Below are 18,203 nucleotides of genomic sequence, written 5' to 3'. Positions count from 1 at the left end.
TTCAGGCTTAATTTTTAGAGCGATTACCGTCGCTGTAACAAGATACTGTTTACCGTAACGGTACTATGCAATAGGAGTTCCACATGGAGATGTTATCCGGCGCCAGCATGATAGTGCGTTCTTTAATTGATGAAGGCGTAAATCACGTTTTTGGTTATCCTGGCGGTTCAGTTTTAGATATCTACGACGCACTGCACCTTATCCCTGGTATTGAACACATACTCGTTCGTCACGAACAAGCCGCCGTACACATGGCTGATGGCTATGCCCGTGCCACGGGTAAAGTGGGCGTGGTATTAGTCACCTCAGGGCCCGGTGCCACCAACGCCATTACCGGTATTGCCACCGCTTACATGGACTCTATTCCGCTAGTGGTGTTATCGGGCCAAGTGCCGAGTAATCTTATCGGTAACGATGCCTTCCAAGAATGCGACATGATCGGTATCTCACGCCCTGTGGTGAAGCACAGCTTTTTAGTCAAAGATCCGACTGAAATTCCTGAAATTATTAAAAAGGCTTTTTACATTGCCTCTACTGGCCGCCCTGGCCCTGTGGTTGTCGATCTGCCCAAAGATTGTTTAAACCCCGCCTTGCTGCACGAATATTGTTACCCAGAAAGCGTCAAAATGCGCTCATACAATCCGACGACTTCAGGCCATAAGGGTCAGATCCGCCGTGGTCTTCAAGCTCTATTAGCCGCGAAAAAACCGGTACTTTATGTCGGTGGCGGCGCAATTATCTCAGGTTGTGAAAAGCAAATTCTGCAATTAGCTGAGAGATTAAATATTCCCGTCGTCAGCACGCTGATGGGGCTTGGCGCTTTTCCAAGCACTCACAAAAACAGTTTAGGCATGCTTGGGATGCACGGTCGCTACGAAGCCAACATGACAATGCATAACTGCGATTTGATCTTCGGTATTGGTGTACGCTTCGACGATAGAACCACCAATAATGTGGAAAAATACTGTCCGAACGCGACCATTTTGCATATCGATATCGATCCCTCTTCTATTTCGAAAACCATTCACGTGGATATTCCTATCGTGGGGTCAGCCGACAGCATTTTAGACAGCATGTTGGCACTGTTAGATGAATCGAACGAACATAACGACAACGATGCCATTGCCACTTGGTGGAATGACATTGAACAATGGCGCAGCCGCGATTGTCTGGCCTATGACAAAAACAGTGGCCGCATCAAACCACAGCAAGTGATTGAAACCTTGTATAAGCTGACCAATGGTGATGCCTATGTCGCCTCTGACGTTGGCCAGCACCAAATGTTTGCCGCCTTGTACTATCCGTTCGATAAGCCGCGCCGCTGGATCAACTCAGGTGGCCTAGGGACGATGGGATTCGGTCTACCCGCCGCAATGGGCGTGAAAATGGCCATGCCTGATGCTACTGTTGTGTGTGTCACGGGTGATGGTTCCATCCAGATGAACATTCAAGAGCTTTCAACCGCGCTGCAATATGATACGCCGGTTAAAATCATCAACTTAAACAATCGTTTCCTTGGCATGGTAAAACAATGGCAGGACATGATTTACTCTGGCCGTCACTCACATTCCTATATGGATTCAGTGCCTAACTTCGCCAAAATTGCCGAGGCCTATGGCCATGTTGGCATGACGATCAGCGATCCCGCCGAACTTGAGTCAAAAATGGCTGAAGCGCTGGCGATGAAAGACAGACTGGTCTTTATCGACATCATGGTGGATGAAACTGAGCACGTGTACCCCATGTTGATCCGCGGTGGTGCGATGAATGAAATGTGGCTGACCAAGACGGAGAAATGCTAATGCGTCGAATTATATCTGTATTATTAGAAAACCAATCCGGCGCCCTGTCTCGTGTGGTCGGTTTGTTTTCACAGCGCGGTTATAACATTGAAAGTTTAACAGTGGCGCCAACGGACGATATCACCCTGTCGCGGCTTAACATCACAGTCGTTGCCGATGAAATGGTGTTAGAGCAGATAGAGAAGCAGCTACATAAGTTAATCGATGTGTTAAAAGTATCGAATATTACTGAGTCTGCTTATATTGAACGCGAACTTGCCCTTGTTAAGGTCCGTGCCCAAGGCGAATTTAGGGAAGAAGTGAAACGTATGGCGGATATTTTCCGCGGTCAGATTGTCGATGTAACGGCGAATTTATACACCATCCAAATGGTGGGGACGTCAGATAAACTCGATGCGTTTATTCATGCGCTAGGGGAAGTCACCAAATTGGTCGAAGTCTCTCGCTCAGGCGTAGTCGGTTTGGCCCGCGGTGAAAAGGCCATGAAAGCGTAACGCTCACACATAAATCTCGCGGACATTTTGCATAAGCACAAAAACATCAAGGGGAGCATAATGCTCCCCTTATTTTTAGGCGGTTATCACAGCGTCAATTATGACTGGCTGTCTAACAAGCGCGATGAGGTGATTTCAATTTTGCGTGGTTTCAATGCTTCAGGAATTTCACGCACTAAATCAACATTGAGTAAGCCATTTTCTAAACTTGCACCGAGCACAGTGACATAGTCTGCCAGCTGGAAAGTACGCTCAAAACCGCGTTCAGCTATGCCTTGATACAGATATTTACGCTCGGTTTGGCTTTCAGCTTTATTGCCTTTCACCAGTAATTTTTCACCTTCACTGCTGATCTCAAGTTCATCCATCGAGAATCCGGCTACGGCCATCGTTATGCGATAACGATTTTCGCCGAGTAATTCGATGTTATATGGAGGATAACCTGAGTTGCCATTATTGGCGGCGGCATGTTCTGCCAATTGCGCTAAACGGTCAAAACCAATGGCACTGCGGTAAAGTGGTGTTAAATCATAAGTACGCATATTCATATCCTTGTCTTAAGCAATATGTAGAATTGGCGGACTGTTTTCAGGATGAAAACGGTTGTAGAGTCTGCCGAATTAAATCTTCTGTCCTTACGGCACAGAATTCACACTAGGACCCTCATCGAGCGATCCTGAAATAGATATAAGGACGGGAGAGAAAATTTCAAGCAAGAAAATTAAAAAAATGTGCAGAACTTTAAAAGACCAATAAAAACAAACGCTAATTCAACTTTAAAACGGTGAAGCGAGACGTGATTGGTATCGCTGCATTAGATTCATTGCGCACGGCAAGCAGTATTCGCTAAATTGCAGCCAATAAAAAAGGAGCCTAGGGCTCCTTTTTCAGTCTTAGCATCGAATTAACGAGTGCGTGGACACAGTTCTTCAGCGCTGAAGAAGTAAGCAATTTCACGAGCAGCAGATTCAACAGCATCAGAGCCGTGAGCCGCGTTTTCGTCAATGCTTTCAGCGAAATCAGCACGGATAGTACCAGGAGCCGCTTGAGCTGGGTTAGTTGCACCTAAAATTTCACGGTGAGCTAAAACAGCGTTTTCGCCTTCTAATACTTGGACCATGATAGGACCAGAAGTCATGAATGCAACCAGAGCACCGAAGAAGCCGCGCTCGCTATGCTCAGCATAGAAACCTTCAGCTTGTTCTTTGGTCAGGTGTAACATTTTTGATGCAACGATCTTAAGACCAGCAGTTTCAAAACGATTGTAGATAGCACCGATGTGGTTTTTTGCAACAGCATCAGGTTTGATAATAGAAAATGTGCGTTCGATCGCCATAACTAGCTTCCTTTGTCAGCAAGTTTAAAAAATTCGCGCGGATTATACGAAATTTAAAAGCTAAATCCTATCTTTATAGCAAATTAGTCTGAGATATTGCGCACATTCGCTTTATTCGTAATCAGCTTGATCACGCAAAAGACCCCGCTAGGAGGATAAATCCTCAGCAGGGTCCATTAACTCATTAAAAAATGGGATTATTTTCTATTTTTTGCCCAAATACCTGCCCAAGCAATCAAAGCGACTAAAATGACTGCGGGAGCAAGATCTAACAAGTGATGGAATAAACCGACACCGCCATGCCCTGGATGAGCCCAAGCCATTGAAGGGACAAGCATACATAACAATACAAGCAAAAGTTTCATGTGAACATCCTTGCAGTTGCGATAACAAAGTTAAGCCATTTAAATGCCTTAACCAATATACAACAAGGTACGATATCCGCTAAAAATGAACTTGACTGTGATCAAACTCTCGCCAAATATTCTCTGCGCCGCTGCAAATACGTGAGGTAAATCACCTTAGTTAAACGTCAAAAGGACAAGATGCCTCACATAAAAAGCCGTATCACCACTGTGCTCACTACTTTTCATCAATCCAACACTGCTGAATCGCTTCCAGTATTTTTTCATTACAGTGCTTGGGATCATCGGCAAAATCATCCAAGGCTAACACCCACTCATACAATTGGGTGAAATGCAGCTGAGTAGGATTCACCTCTGGGTGTGCTTCGAGTAATTCCAACGCAATATCTAACGAATCTATCCATGTTAATGTCATCGTTTTCCCCTATTCGGTTCGCTTTAATGGGTAAGTTCTTGCTAAACGGCGTTACCCATAAGGAGGTGAATCAAGTGTTGATATTCCGCAGTCAATACTCGACAGCAAGGGCATTAACCCTGTGCTTGCGTCACCTTTTTTACTTTTATCGCATTTTTTTCAACAAAATCAATAATAGCACCCGCCACATCTTTCGTGGTGGCGCCTTCAATTCCTTCAAGACCGGGTGAAGAGTTCACTTCCATGATCACAGGACCGTGGTTTGAGCGTAGCAAGTCAACGCCAGCGACATTAAGCCCCATGGTCTTAGCCGCACGAATGGCGACTGAGCGTTCCTCTGGGGTTAATTTGACTAAACTTGCCGTGCCACCACGGTGCAAGTTAGAGCGGAACTCACCGGGCATAGCTTGACGCTTCATGGCGGCAATCACTTTATCGCCGAGCACAAAGCAGCGAATGTCTGCGCCATTGGCTTCTTTGATATATTCCTGCACCATGATGTTGGCTTTAAGGCCCATAAAGGCTTCAATCACGCTCTCAGCCGCTTTACGGGTCTCAGCTAATACCACGCCAATACCTTGGGTGCCTTCGAGTAATTTAATCACCAGAGGCGCGCCACCCACCATATCAATCAAGTCGGGGATATCACTCGGTTTATTGGCAAAACCAGTAATGGGTAAGCCAATACCGCGGCGTGACATCAACTGCATAGAACGCAATTTGTCACGTGAGCGCGAGATCCCAACAGAATCATTTAAAGCATATACGCCCATCATCTCAAACTGACGCAAAACCGCAGAACCATAAAAGGTAATCGACGCCCCAATGCGGGGGATCACAGCATCAAATGCGGGTAACTCTCGCCCACCAATGTGGATACTCGATTGCCGCATGTTGATATTCATATAACATTCAAGGGGATTGATTACGTGTACTTCATGACCACGTAATTGAGCCGCTTCAACGAGTCGCTTCGTTGAATATAACTCAGGCCCTTGCGATAAGATCGCTATTCTCATTCTGGTCTCCGGCAACCATTAATTTTGAGCGCATAATACGCCTGCGCAGGGATAAATCAAACAACTAGAGGCATAGACAAGATTAGTTGCACAAATGCTCAACGCCAAAAGCAAAAAACCAGTCACGTGGACTGGTTTTAACAATTATCGCGGTAGCATTAATTGCCTTCGCTGACCATGTTAACCGTGTATTTAGGGATCTCAATCACCATGTCAGTGTCGACCACTTTCGCCTGACAAGATAGACGGCTTTCGGGCTCAAGTCCCCAAGCTTTGTCTAACATGTCATCTTCCAGCTCATCACTTGGCTCAAGATCATTAAAGCCTTCACGCACGATACAGTGACACGTCGTGCAAGCACAGGACTTTTCACATGCATGCTCGATATTGATGCCATTACGCAGCGCAACATCAAGAATGGTCTCACCAACATTCGCCTCAAGCACTGCGCCATCTGGGCACAACTCGGCATGGGGAAGAAAGACTAATTGGGGCATTACATCACCTATATGTTGTCGATCGACTGGCCTTTGAATGCCACTCGAATAGAATTGTCCATACGTCTGGCAGCAAAATCTTGGGTTTGCTCATCCAGTTTTTCAATCGCGAGCTTAATCGCATCGGCATCATCGCCCGCGGCAACTTGCGCCACATTGGCCATAGTGGCATCGATTTGTCCACGCTCATCGGCATTCAGCAAGTCGCCATCTTTCGCTAACGCGGCATGTAAAGACTCGAGCACCCTCGCCGCCTCCACTTGCTGCTCGGCCAGCATACGACGACCGATATCGTCTTTGGCATACTTCATCGAATCTTTCAGCATAGTGGCAATTTCAGTATCCGATAAACCAAAAGATGGCTTAACTTGAATACTTGACTGCACGCCGGTGGATTTCTCCATCGCTGTCACGCTGAGTAAACCATCTGCATCCACTTGGAAAGTCACACGAATGTGCGCAGCACCTGCAGCTAACGGCGGAATACCTTTTAGAGTAAAACGCGCCAGTGAGCGGCAATCGGCAACGAGCTCACGCTCGCCCTGCACCACATGAAATGCCATGGCCGTTTGACCGTCTTTAAAAGTGGTAAATTCCTGTGCTCGCGCAACCGGAATCGTCGTATTACGCGACACCACTTTTTCCACTAAACCGCCCATGGTCTCTATGCCTAATGACAAAGGGATCACATCGAGGAGCAGCAAATCAGATTCGGGTTTATTACCCACTAAAATGTCGGCTTGAATAGCTGCACCAATGGCGACAACACGGTCGGGATCGATAGACGTCAGTGGTAGTTTACCGAAGAAAGCTTCAACCTGTTCACGCACTAATGGCACGCGCGTTGAACCGCCAACCATCACAGTTTCAAGCACTTCATCTGTCGTTACGCCCGCATCACGCAGGGTACGGCGACAGCTAGCAATGGTCTTCTTAACCAACGCCGCAATCATGGCATCAAATTCAGCTTTAGTAACGATTTGCGTGAGCTCAGTCCCATCGGCAAGGATCACTTTTGCTTCAGTTTCTGCTGCATCCGTTAAGGCTTCTTTGACTCGACGCGATTCAATCAACAGTTGACGGCTTAATTGTGAGTCGATGTCGCTAAGCTGCCACACTTGTTGCATATGTGCTTGGAGTAAATGATCGAAATCATCGCCGCCAAGCGCAGAATCACCGCCAGTGGCTAACACTTCGAATACGCCGCGATTCAAGCGCAAAATAGAAATATCGAAGGTGCCGCCGCCTAAGTCATAGATGGCAATTACGCCCTCTTGCTTAGAGTCTAAGCCGTAGGCAATCGCAGCAGCCGTCGGTTCATTCAACAGACGTAGCACTTTAACACCCAGCAAAGCTGCGGCATCTTTCGTGCCTTGGCGCTGGGCATCATCAAAATAAGCCGGTACGGTTATTACGACACCTTGCAGCTCGCCGCCTAAGGTCTTTTCAGCACGGGCAATCAGCGGACGTAAAATCTCCGCAGACACTTGCACGGGATTCACTTGGCCTTGGGGAGTCACGAATAAAGGTAAACCGTTTTCGCTTTCGGCAAACTCGTAGGGGAATGATTGCTCGCCGGCTTTGATATCAGCCAGGCTGCGGCCCATAAAACGCTTAACCGAAACGATCGTGTTTTGCGGATCCTGCGCCGAACTCAACGCCGCAAGGGCGCCAACTTCGACTGAATCTTGGGTATAACGCACGATAGAAGGTAATGAATGCTGTCCAAGTTCGTCCGGCAGGGTTGCCGTCTCTCCACTTCGAACAGCCGCCACCAAAGAATTGGTCGTACCTAAATCGATGCCAACGGCAAGTCTATGTTGGTGCGGCGCGGCACTTTGACCGGGCTCAGCTATCTGCAAAAGGGCCATATATATCCAACTTAGTAATGCCAACTCAAGCGTGCTTGAGTCAGCAAAGTAACATAAACACGGAAAATCAATCTAACAGAGCGTCTTCGACTCTGGTTAACTCGTCGTGTAATTTTGCCATAAATTTGAGTTTGCGAACTTGATCCGCCGCTAACAATGCATCTTCAGCCTGCTCACTGGTTAACAGTTGAGTCAATTGCTGAGTGAGTTGCGCGCGGTACTGCGCAAACGATTGATATAACTCGTCAATACTCGCTTGAGGATCGGCACTATCGCGTATGTCTTCCAACGCTTCGCGCCATTCCATTTGCTGCATCAAGAAGCCAGTATCTTTCACTGTGGTGGTTTCATGGCTTAATTCAATGCCGCGCAGCGACAACATATGCTCGGCGCGGCGAATGGGATCTTTTAAGGTTTGAAAACCATCATTGACTTGCGCCGTGCGCTGCACCGACAACAATTTCTGCTGCTCAGTATCATTGGCAAATTTATCGGGATGAACCGCCCGTTGCAGTTCGCGATAGCGTTCTGCAAGTAAGGCGGTATCAATATCGAAGGCAGGGGAAAATTTAAACAGCTCGAAATAATTCATGCGTCAACTTTAGCGGTTAAACAGTGAAACTCTCACCGCAACCACACTCACCTTTTGCGTTAGGATTGTTAAATTGAAAGCCTTCATTCAGCCCTTCTTTAACAAAATCCAGCTCGATCCCTTGAAGATAGATGAGGCTCTTAGCATCTATGATAATTTTCACATCATCGATATCAAACACTTCATCATCATCATTTAAAGAATCAACGAACTCAAGTACATAAGCCATACCAGAACAGCCTGATGTTCTTAAGCCGAGACGCAGGCCTACACCTTTGCCTCGGTTGACTAAGAAAGATCTGACACGATCGGCTGCCGCTGGGGTCATTGTAATCGCCATCTTAACTCCAGATGTTACTTAGCTTGTTTCGATTTGTACTCGTCAATAGCAGCTTTAATGGCATCTTCAGCCAAAATTGAACAGTGGATCTTCACCGGTGGCAATGCCAATTCTTCAGCGATATCTGTGTTCTTAATCGCCGCAGCTTGTTCGATAGTCTTGCCTTTAACCCACTCAGTTACCAGTGAGCTAGACGCAATCGCGCTACCACAACCGTAGGTTTTGAACTTAGCGTCTTGAATGATGCCATCAGCACCAATTTTCAACTGAAGTTTCATCACGTCACCGCAAGCAGGCGCGCCTACCATACCGGTCACGACCGAAGGATCGTTTTTATCAAAAGAACCAACGTTACGTGGGTTCTCATAATGATCTATCACTTTTTCACTGTAAGCCATGGTACTGCTCCAAAATTATCTATTGTAAAGGTCAGAATTAATGATGTGCCCATTGAACTTGGTTCAGGTCGATTCCATCTTTAAACATTTCCCACAAAGGAGACATTTCTCTTAATTTATCAATAGATTGAGTAATTACTTCGATAGCGTGATCGATTTCTTCTTCGGTTGTGAAACGGCCGATAGAGAAACGAATCGAGCTATGTGCCATTTCATCGTTTAAGCCAAGCGCACGTAATACGTAGCTAGGCTCTAGGCTGGCTGAGGTACAAGCCGAACCCGATGAAACCGCTAAATCTTTCAGTGCCATCATTAACGACTCGCCTTCAACATAATTGAAGCTGACGTTGAGGCTACCGCTAACGCGCTCAATCGCATCACCATTGATATAGGTTTCTTCAATGTGCTTGATGCCATTCCATAATTTGTCACGTAATGCACCGATACGAGCGTCATCAGAGGCCATTTCCGCTTTTGCGATTGCAGCAGCTTCACCTAAACCTACGATTTGATGCGTTGGTAACGTACCGCTACGCATACCACGCTCATGGCCACCACCGTGCATTTGCGCTTCTAAGCGAATGCGTGGCTTACGACGAACATATAGCGCGCCGATACCTTTAGGGCCATACATTTTGTGACCAGAAATCGAAACCAAATCCACTTTAGTGGCTTGCACATCGATAGGCACTTTGCCTGCACTTTGCGCTGCATCCATGTGGAAAATAATGCCCTTTGAACGGCATAGCTCACCGATTGCATCGATATCATGGATCACACCGATTTCGTTGTTTACGTGCATGATGCTGACAAGGATAGTGTCGTCACGCATTGCCGCTTCTAAACGTTCCATCGGAATGATGCCGTTAGCCGCAGGCTCTAAATAAGTCACTTCGAAACCTTCACGCTCTAATTGGCGACAGGTATCAAGAACGGCTTTATGTTCAGTCTTACTGGTGATGATGTGCTTGCCTTTCTTGTGATAGAAATGAGCAACACCCTTAATCGCTAAGTTGTTCGATTCCGTCGCGCCAGAGGTAAACACAATTTCGCGGTGATCGGCGTTAATTAACTCGGCAATTTGATTGCGAGCAATATCCACCGCTTCTTCAGCTTGCCAGCCGTAGCGATGTGAACGTGAGGCTGGATTACCAAAGATGCCGTCCATTGTCATGCATTGGAACATCTTTTCCGCGACTCTTGGATCAACAGGCGTGGTGGCGGCATAATCTAAATAGATAGGAAGCTTCATAACACACTCCGTACTGAGCAGTCTCTGCCGAGGCTACATACAACGTACAAAAATTATTTTTATCGTATAACAAAGTTCAGTTATAAACTGACTCTTTGTTCCTTTTGCATAGTGTCTTGCTTAAGCGAGATAAATTGCACATCTCGTTTCTGCATCAAGCCAGCAAGACTGATACCATCTAAAAAATCTGAAATTTGTTTGCTTAAATCGCCCCAAAGTGAATGGGTTAAGCAGCGAGTTCCACTCTGACAATTGCCAAGTCCTTGGCAACGAGTCGCATCGACAGACTCATCTACAGCATGGACAACCATGCCGACTGAAATATCATTGGCTTCTAGGCCTAAGCGATAACCACCGCCCGGTCCACGTACACTGGCAACTAAACCGTGTTTTCTTAGCTTAGCGAAGAGTTGTTCCAGATAGGAAAGCGAAATCCCTTGTCTCTCAGAGATGTCCGCTAAGGGAACTGGTCCCGATGCCGAGTGGATGGCCACATCTAGCATAGCGGTTACTGCATAACGACCTTTTGATGTAAGTTTCATAACTACCATAGCTCCCGAAGAGGTATGCTTTATTTCAACATACCCGAGTAAATCAGTCAAGTATTAAAGCCTACTAAAACACTCAAGTATTGAGTGCGCACATAACCAATACCCTTTCATCTTGGTGGGGTATTTAACCTTTTTCCGGCTTAAGATTCAATGCTAGAGCGCCAATTAATCGACATCTAGCACGATATAAACCCTAGATAAAAGTGATCAGTACACTATGGCGCGGTCAAACTAAGGTTTGACCGCGGTATGAGCATTTATAACAAGATCCGCTAAAGTAGAACCCTTGAAACTAGACTTTTAAGTCACTCAGACCATTACGTTAAAGCTAAATACTCGGATCAAACTCATCGATAGCATTTTGTCGCTTATCGGCGGCGGCTTTCTCTGCATCATTAAACTCGCCCATATCCAGCTCTGGCAGTTTTTCGGTGCAAACATTACCGCCCAGCCCTTGAATGGCTTGACACAATTCTTGAACTTTCGAGTCCATCAGATGCATATGATCCAGCATCTGCCCTATCGCATTGGCAACAGGATCGGGATTATCCGGTGATACTGCGTACGCATCAAAACCGTATTTTTTAGCCATTGCGCTGCGGCGTTCAGTTTTCTCTTTCGATTGCGGTGACGGTGATGCCACCACGCGCCCAGGAATACCGACTACTGTGGTATCTTTTGGCACATCTTTCACCACAACCGAGTTTGAACCCACACGCGCACCATCGTGCATGGTAATAGGACCGAGGATTTTTGCTCCCGCGCCCACCACCACGTTATTGGCTAACGTCGGGTGACGTTTACCCGCCTGCCATGTGGTTCCGCCAAGCGTTACACCGTGATAAAGGGTGCAATCATCACCAATTTCAGCCGTTTCACCAATCACCACGCCCATACCATGGTCGATAAAAAAACGATGACCTATGGTCGCACCAGGATGGATTTCTACACCCGTCAACCAACGGGAAAAAGTCGATAAACAACGTGCCGTTAAGCGCCAATCGCGCTTCCATAGCTTATGGCTTATCCGATGCAACCAAATGGCATGCATGCCCGGATAGTTAACCAAGATCTCAAACGCGCTACGCGCCGCAGGATCACGGTGATATATAGATTCAATGTCTTCTTTTAGCCTAGCTATCACGCCCATTGTTTATCCCTTTACGGTCATTCTGTACGGTAATTATTGATGATTAGGATTTGGCTATTTGTCTTTAGAACCCGTCACTTTCTCAATAGAGGTCAAAATACCCCTGAGGATATTCATCTCCTGACTCTCAATCCGTGCGCGGCTAAACAAGCGGCGCAGTTTCATCATCACTTGTCCGGGATGATTCTTAATGATAAAACCGGTTGATAACAGTGTCGTCTCAAGGTGTGCAAAGAAACGTTCCTGATCGGCGGCCAAGGGATACTCAGTCAGCTCTTCTTCGGTCACTTCTTTTTGTGCGAGGTGGGCAACACGGGTTTCATAACAAATGATTTGTACGGCTTGCGCAAGATTGAGCGAGCTGTATTCAGGATTTGCAGGAATCGCCACATGATAAGTGCACTGTTGTAACTCTTCATTGCTCAACCCGTGGTTCTCACGGCCAAACACGATTGCAACGGGACCTTTAAGTGCCTCGGTCGCTAATCTCACCCCAGCTTCTCTTGGCTCTAACATCGGCCAATCTAAGGTGCGACTGCGCGCGCTGGTTGCAATAACGAGGCTGCAATCGGCAATCGCTTCAGCGAGTGAATCCACTTTCACAAGATGTTTCAGAATATCCGATGCACCCGCGGCTAATGCAATGGAATGCCCATCGGGTTCAACACGCGGTTCTGCAAGGTACAGATTTGACAGACCCATAGTCTTCATCGCTCTGGCAGTGGAACCAATATTGCCGGGGTGCGAAGTCCCCACTAAAACCACTCGAATATTACTTAGCATGAAACAACTTAATTTAATTCATAAAACGTTGGGGACGAATATTATCACAGCCATTGCCGAATGCTTATATGAAAATCGGTATTTGATATAACTATCAAATCGAGTATAATGCCGCCCGCTATTTTAACGTTCTTTAACATCCAGGGGATTGCAATGCATCCGATGCTGACGATTGCTGTACGCGCTGCCCGCGCGGCCGGCCAAAATATTATGCGCGCCTATACCGAACTTGACCGTATTGAAGTCAGTTCAAAAGGTATCAACGATTTTGTTACCAGTGTAGACAAGGAAGCAGAAGCGACAATTACTTACCAAATTCGTAAATCTTACCCTGATCACACTATCGTGGGTGAAGAGAAAGGCGAAAACCGCGGTGAGAATAACGACTACGTTTGGATAGTTGACCCTCTGGATGGCACTAACAACTTTGTTAGAGGCATTCCCCACTTCGCGATTTCTATCGCTCTGCAACATAAAGGTAAAACTGAAGTTGCGGTTGTTTACGATCCTGTCCGTGAAGAACTCTTTACCGCCGTCCGTGGTAAAGGCGCAAAACTCAATGATTTCCGTCTGCGTGTTACCAACGTGAATGAATTAGCTCCTACCATGATTGGTACAGGCTTCCCATTCAAGGCGCGTCAACACACTGAAACTTATATGGCTATTTTCGGCGAAGTCTTCGGCCAATGTGCTGACTTACGTCGCGCAGGTTCTGCCGCATTAGATTTAGCCTATGTTGCTGCGGGTCGTTTAGACGGTTTCTTCGAAATCGGCTTAAAGCCATGGGATATCGCTGCAGGCGATCTTATCTGCCGCGAAGCGGGCGGTACGGTTACCGATTTCACTGGTAACCATAACTATTTGATTTCTGGTAACATCGTTGCAGGTTCACCTAAAGTGACCACAGAATTAGTTAAAATCATGCGTCCATTATTGAACGAAGCATTAAAGCGTTAATTGTAGGCGTTAGCCTCGATTAACACTTAGCTTTAAAAACGCATAGACACAAAACGTTAGACAAAAAAAGGCCAGTGGCAGTCTCTTCTAAGAGCGCCCACTGGCCTTTTTGTTTATGTGGCTTTCATTCTAAATCCTTCAGTACTCGAGTCATCAAGTCTTCACATCCTCAGTCGCCAAAACATAGTATTTGAGAAATAGTATAATCATTGAGACATAGTGATTAACAACAAAAGGATAGCCCTGCAAGCGTCAGCACTGGTTTCAGCACCAATCGGCTAACAGGACGTACAACCACTAATTGCGTTATCTACCCGCTAAGGCTTGTGCTGGCGCAATCTGACTGGCTTTCCAAGCAGGATAGAGCGTGGCGATTAAGCTCATCACGAACGCCATCACAATCACCAAAACCGCATCTGAGCCATGTAACTCAGACGGTAAAAAGTCGACAAAGTACACATCTGCTGACAGCAGTTGAATACCGAGTAACTGCTCCATAGTACTGGCAATCGCACTTAAATTCAGTGCCACACTCACGCCAATAATCCCACCAAGACCACAGCCAAGCAGACCATTCAAGGCGCCCTGCACCATGAAAATACCCATCACAGCAAGGCGGCTCAGACCCATAGTCATCAAAATCGCAATCTCAGAGGCTTTATCCCGCACTGCCATCACTAAGGTGGAAACGATATTAAAGCAAGCGACACCAATCACCAGCACAAGCACTAAGTACATGACTGTGCGAACTAATTGAATATCTTGATATAAATGCCCTTGGGTACGGGTCCAGTCACTGATATACACCGACTGCTTTTGCGCATAACCAAGCTCACGCACTTTGACGGGTGCATCAAACACTTTATCGACGCTAATACGCACGCCAGTCACGCCGCTCTTCATGTTCAAGATCTGCGCCGCGTACTGCATAGGAATATAAGCCGTGGTCAGCTCAAGCTCGCCGCCAAGATTATAGGCGCCAGACACCACAAAACGATGGCTCTTCGCCGCGCGTAAACTGCCCGCCGCTTCTGGATCCATATCCTGCACATATAAGGCCAGCGTATCGCCAATCTCAAGCCCCAACTTGGTCAACAAACTCTGCCCAAGGACAATGTGATTTTCATCTTGGCCTAGACTCTGCCAGCTGGCATCGCTCATAAATTGCGCCAGTGTCGAGACCTTGATTTCTTCTTTTGGATCGATCCCCACCACGGCTAAGCCTTGAAAACCGCCGGGCTTTTGTACTAAACCTTGCATGCGGATAAAAGGCGCCGCGCCGCGAATACCTTCAATTAACAGCGCCCCCTCGGCAACACTTTGCCAATTCGCGATAGGCTCGCTCACACCGACTATGTCCGCCTGCGGCACGACGCCAAGCAATCTATGTTCTAACTCGCGCTCAAAACCGTTCATCGCCGACAGAACGATGATCAATACCGCCACGCCTAAGGCGATGCCCGCTGTCGATGCGAAGGAAATAAAGCTAATAAAGCTGTTGGATTGGCGGGCGCGATAAAAACGCCAACCAATGGATAAGGCTAACGGTCCTTTCATACTTGGGTTTCCGCCGCTAATTGCAGGAAGCCGTTCTTCATCATCAGCTGACGGTCCATACGGGCAGCCAATTTATGATCATGGGTCACCACCACAAACGCTGTACCCAGTTGTTCGGCCAACTCGCGGATCAACTCATAAACAGCATCGCCACTGTTGGCATCTAAGTTACCCGTAGGTTCATCGGCCAGCACTAACTTTGGTTTATTAATCAAGGCCCTTGCAATAGCCACACGCTGACGTTCGCCGCCCGATAACTCGGCGGGAATGTGCGTCATGCGATGCCCTAACCCGACCCGCTCCAACAAGGCTTTAGCATCGGCGAGCGCCAGCTTACGATCTTTACCTTGAATAAATGTCGGCATAGCGACGTTTTCTAACGCGGTAAATTCAGGCAATAAATGATGGAATTGATAGATAAAACCCAAATCTTGGTTACGGATCTGCGCTTGACGCGCACTGGACACTTGATATAAATCTTCGCCTAACAGCAAGACTTTACCGGCGGTTGGTTCATCTAGCGTGCCCATGATATGCAGCAGCGTACTCTTACCAGAGCCAGAGGTACCGACAATCGCTAACTGTTCGCCCTTAAATACCTGTAGGTCGACATTAGACAACACTTGCGTGGTCACGGCGCCATCATGGTAACTCTTACTGACACTCTGCACTTGCAGTAACACGTCTTGCATTGAAGTTCTCTCTTAAACAGGCTTTGGCATCGATTTATGTCATTAAATCAATGCATTTAATTATTCGCATCTTGCTAAACCGTCGCTCAATTCAAAAATGCCGACGGTTTACAGCTATTGGCGCATACCGTTACTCATATCTGAGCGCAGTCGCGGGTTGCACATTAGCAGCGCGCAGTGCGGGATATAAGGTCGCCAACAGGGTTACCAGTAGCGTACCAATCACGATCACAGACAACTGCATCAATTCCAGTTTCACCGGCAAACTTTGCCCTACGCCTAGAATAGAAATCCCTAAGGTGGTCATAATGCCATTCAGATTCAAGGTGATGAGTATCCCAACCGCCAGCCCCAGCACTAAACCGAGCACTGCATTGAGCGACCCTTGCACCACAAAAATGCCCATCACGGCGGGCGTGGTCACGCCTTGAGTTTTGAGTACCGCCACATCAGTGGTTTTATCGACCACCATCATGACCAGCGCCGAGACGATATTGAATGCGGCCACGGCCACAATCAGACTCAGCATTAGCGACATCATGTTCTTTTCCATTTTGACCGCGCCAAACAAGTGGCCATAGGTATCACGCCAATCGCTGGTTGTCGCCTTAACACCTTGTTTAGCTAATATATCCTGCACTTTAGGCGCTAAAGCGGGTGCGCTAAAGGGATCGGCTAAATAGAGTCTAAGCTGATCAATAGCCTCACTGGGTTGGCGCATCAGCCGTTTCGCATCTTGATAATGGATATACGCCACGCCCGCATCGACCTGAGAGCCCATTTCAAAAATGCCTGAGACCAAAAACTTACGTTGGCTCGGCACAGGGCCTAAGGGCGAATACACCACACCATCGCCACTCAATAATCGCACCGTATCACCAGGGGCGACTTTAAGTTGCCTTGCCAGCTCAGAGCCTAAAATCACCTTGTAGTCGCCGCTCGTCAGCTGCTCAAATGCACCTGAGTAAGTGTGCTGGGCAACAGAAGATAACTTTTCCGCTAACTCGGGGAAAACGCCATAAACCTGCACAGCACGAATACTCGCCGCCGATTGCACCATGGCCTGCGTCGACACGCTCGGCGTCACGCCTAATACGCCAGGTAAGGCTTTAAGCGCACTCGCTTGCTTAGTCCAATCGACTAAAGGCGCTTCACTATAAAGGGTTAATTGCGGTACTGCGCCTAAGATACGTTGCTTGAGTTGGCCTTCGAGACCATTCATCACAGAACTCACGACAATGAGCGCGGCAACGCCTAAAAAAATGCCCGAAACGGCAAATAGAGTAATGAACGACGCGAACGCGTTCGCTTTTCTGGCCCGCCAATAACGGCAACCAATATAGAAAGGAAATCCTGGATTCATTGAAAGAGGGTTACGTCCTGTGTGCTGAACTTGCTAAATCATGAAGATGGGCACGATAATAGGGGTATTGGTCCTATAAATAAAGAGGCAAGCCTTGTTCACTGACACCAATCCGTATTTTAGTGTGCCTCACCCTTTTACCGCCTACTTAAGTCTGTGGCCGAGTTCCGAGCCATTACCCTCTGAAATGGCATTAAGATCAATGCAATCATTGGGTATTCAGCTACTCAGCGAAGTGAAAACGCTCGAGGCCAATTGCTTGCTGCAACTGCGCCATTTAGACAACGACGCTAAGGTGGTGGTGGACTTTTTAAAGCTGCAATCCCGCAAAGTGGATTTAGTACTGCAGCATGTATTAGAGAAAGAAACTCAAGAAGGCGAAAAATGCATTGGCAATCAGTTTGGTGGCAGCGGCCTAAGACTACTCACCCCCACAGCCTTAACCATAGGCTCACACTATAAAATCACCCTGTTTATTCATGACGAATTAGTCGCCATTTTGTGTTTTGGCAAAGTAACCGCCTCTACCGCACAAAAAACGCTATCTACCGAGAGCTGCACCAATAGCGATACTCATAGCGGTGACACACAAAATGCCGAGCAACATACTCAGGCGGAACTTCAGTCTACTGCCCCGCAATGGCAAACCGACTTTGAATTCAGTCAAATTCTCGAGGCTGACGTGGAGCAATTAGTCAAAGCCAGCCTCAATGTGCAGCAGAAACAACTCAAGTTACGTAAACTCGCCAGAGACGAGCGTCAATAGCCT

The 18,203-nt window shown here is 47.2% G+C and carries 21 protein-coding genes; 4 read left to right on the top strand and 17 right to left on the bottom strand.

What is annotated here, in order from left to right:
- Positions 1-83 precede the first annotated feature (83 nt).
- Positions 84-1,802: an acetolactate synthase 3 large subunit gene (locus MO387_RS07675; protein ID WP_107947756.1), complete on the top strand. Its 1,719-nt coding sequence runs from the start codon at positions 84-86 to the stop codon at positions 1,800-1,802.
- Positions 1,802-2,296, top strand: a complete 495-nt coding sequence (gene ilvN / locus MO387_RS07670) for an acetolactate synthase small subunit (RefSeq protein WP_006081846.1) — start codon at positions 1,802-1,804, stop codon at positions 2,294-2,296. Before MO387_RS07675 ends, ilvN begins: the two co-directional genes overlap by 1 nt.
- A 98-nt stretch (positions 2,297-2,394) precedes the next feature.
- On the opposite strand, the gene MO387_RS07665 is transcribed toward ilvN, so the two are convergent.
- The 14 genes from MO387_RS07665 to trmJ form a co-directional block, all read right to left on the bottom strand.
- The gene (locus MO387_RS07665) at positions 2,395-2,838 is read right to left on the bottom strand and encodes an Hsp20 family protein (RefSeq protein ID WP_006081847.1); all 444 of its coding nucleotides are present in this window, start codon (positions 2,836-2,838) and stop codon (positions 2,395-2,397) included.
- Between the two features lie 362 nt (positions 2,839-3,200).
- Positions 3,201-3,632 (bottom strand): nucleoside-diphosphate kinase, encoded by a 432-nt coding sequence (ndk, locus tag MO387_RS07660; RefSeq protein WP_006081848.1) that lies wholly within the window; start codon positions 3,630-3,632, stop codon positions 3,201-3,203.
- Between the two features lie 197 nt (positions 3,633-3,829).
- Entirely contained in the window at positions 3,830-3,997 is a 168-nt protein-coding gene (locus MO387_RS07655; protein WP_006081849.1) for a hypothetical protein, read from the bottom strand.
- 217 nt (positions 3,998-4,214) lie between these two features.
- Positions 4,215-4,412, bottom strand: a complete 198-nt coding sequence (iscX, locus tag MO387_RS07650; protein ID WP_006081850.1) for a Fe-S cluster assembly protein IscX — start codon at positions 4,410-4,412, stop codon at positions 4,215-4,217.
- 113 nt (positions 4,413-4,525) lie between these two features.
- Positions 4,526-5,431: a 30S ribosomal protein S6--L-glutamate ligase gene (gene rimK / locus MO387_RS07645; RefSeq protein WP_006081851.1), complete on the bottom strand. Its 906-nt coding sequence runs from the start codon at positions 5,429-5,431 to the stop codon at positions 4,526-4,528.
- 158 nt (positions 5,432-5,589) lie between these two features.
- Positions 5,590-5,928, bottom strand: a complete 339-nt coding sequence (gene fdx / locus MO387_RS07640; protein ID WP_006081852.1) for an ISC system 2Fe-2S type ferredoxin — start codon at positions 5,926-5,928, stop codon at positions 5,590-5,592.
- An 8-nt stretch (positions 5,929-5,936) separates the two neighbouring features.
- On the bottom strand, positions 5,937-7,799 hold the full coding sequence (gene hscA / locus MO387_RS07635) for a Fe-S protein assembly chaperone HscA (protein ID WP_107947758.1): 1,863 nt from the start codon (positions 7,797-7,799) through the stop codon (positions 5,937-5,939).
- Between the two features lie 67 nt (positions 7,800-7,866).
- Positions 7,867-8,391: a co-chaperone HscB gene (gene hscB, locus MO387_RS07630; RefSeq protein ID WP_012089341.1), complete on the bottom strand. Its 525-nt coding sequence runs from the start codon at positions 8,389-8,391 to the stop codon at positions 7,867-7,869.
- Between the two features lie 16 nt (positions 8,392-8,407).
- Positions 8,408-8,731: an iron-sulfur cluster assembly protein IscA gene (gene iscA / locus MO387_RS07625; RefSeq protein ID WP_107947761.1), complete on the bottom strand. Its 324-nt coding sequence runs from the start codon at positions 8,729-8,731 to the stop codon at positions 8,408-8,410.
- Between the two features lie 14 nt (positions 8,732-8,745).
- Positions 8,746-9,129: a Fe-S cluster assembly scaffold IscU gene (iscU, locus tag MO387_RS07620; protein ID WP_006081856.1), complete on the bottom strand. Its 384-nt coding sequence runs from the start codon at positions 9,127-9,129 to the stop codon at positions 8,746-8,748.
- 37 nt (positions 9,130-9,166) lie between these two features.
- Complete coding sequence (locus MO387_RS07615; protein WP_107404633.1) at positions 9,167-10,381, bottom strand: IscS subfamily cysteine desulfurase; 1,215 nt, start codon at positions 10,379-10,381, stop codon at positions 9,167-9,169.
- Between the two features lie 80 nt (positions 10,382-10,461).
- Positions 10,462-10,923 (bottom strand): Fe-S cluster assembly transcriptional regulator IscR, encoded by a 462-nt coding sequence (gene iscR, locus MO387_RS07610; RefSeq protein ID WP_006081858.1) that lies wholly within the window; start codon positions 10,921-10,923, stop codon positions 10,462-10,464.
- A 337-nt stretch (positions 10,924-11,260) separates the two neighbouring features.
- Positions 11,261-12,082, bottom strand: coding sequence for a serine O-acetyltransferase (gene cysE, locus MO387_RS07605; protein WP_006081859.1), 822 nt, complete (start codon positions 12,080-12,082; stop codon positions 11,261-11,263).
- A 54-nt stretch (positions 12,083-12,136) separates the two neighbouring features.
- On the bottom strand, positions 12,137-12,865 hold the full coding sequence (gene trmJ / locus MO387_RS07600) for a tRNA (cytosine(32)/uridine(32)-2'-O)-methyltransferase TrmJ (protein WP_107947763.1): 729 nt from the start codon (positions 12,863-12,865) through the stop codon (positions 12,137-12,139).
- Between the two features lie 153 nt (positions 12,866-13,018).
- Between trmJ and suhB the strand changes: the two genes are divergently transcribed.
- Positions 13,019-13,822: an inositol-1-monophosphatase gene (gene suhB, locus MO387_RS07595; protein ID WP_006081861.1), complete on the top strand. Its 804-nt coding sequence runs from the start codon at positions 13,019-13,021 to the stop codon at positions 13,820-13,822.
- Positions 13,823-14,128: 306 nt separating this feature from the next.
- On the opposite strand, the gene lolE is transcribed toward suhB, so the two are convergent.
- From lolE to MO387_RS07580, 3 genes are all read right to left on the bottom strand, one after another.
- Complete coding sequence (gene lolE, locus MO387_RS07590; RefSeq protein ID WP_107947765.1) at positions 14,129-15,379, bottom strand: lipoprotein-releasing ABC transporter permease subunit LolE; 1,251 nt, start codon at positions 15,377-15,379, stop codon at positions 14,129-14,131.
- Positions 15,376-16,071 (bottom strand): lipoprotein-releasing ABC transporter ATP-binding protein LolD, encoded by a 696-nt coding sequence (gene lolD, locus MO387_RS07585; RefSeq protein ID WP_107947767.1) that lies wholly within the window; start codon positions 16,069-16,071, stop codon positions 15,376-15,378. Before lolD ends, lolE begins: the two co-directional genes overlap by 4 nt.
- Before the next feature lie 130 nt (positions 16,072-16,201).
- A complete protein-coding gene (locus MO387_RS07580; protein WP_107947769.1) occupies positions 16,202-17,434 on the bottom strand; it encodes a lipoprotein-releasing ABC transporter permease subunit in 1,233 nt (410 codons plus the stop codon).
- A 94-nt stretch (positions 17,435-17,528) separates the two neighbouring features.
- Here MO387_RS07580 and MO387_RS07575 point away from each other — a divergent pair, with 94 nt between their 5' ends.
- On the top strand, positions 17,529-18,200 hold the full coding sequence (locus tag MO387_RS07575; RefSeq protein ID WP_107947771.1) for a hypothetical protein: 672 nt from the start codon (positions 17,529-17,531) through the stop codon (positions 18,198-18,200).
- Positions 18,201-18,203: the final 3 nt, after the last annotated feature.

It is taken from the genome of Shewanella sp. N2AIL (assembly GCF_022690845.1).
In the GTDB taxonomy this organism is placed as follows: Bacteria; Pseudomonadota; Gammaproteobacteria; order Enterobacterales; family Shewanellaceae; genus Shewanella; species Shewanella baltica.
Note: the sequence above shows the minus strand (reverse complement) of the source record. Positions and strands in the feature narration are given on the sequence as shown.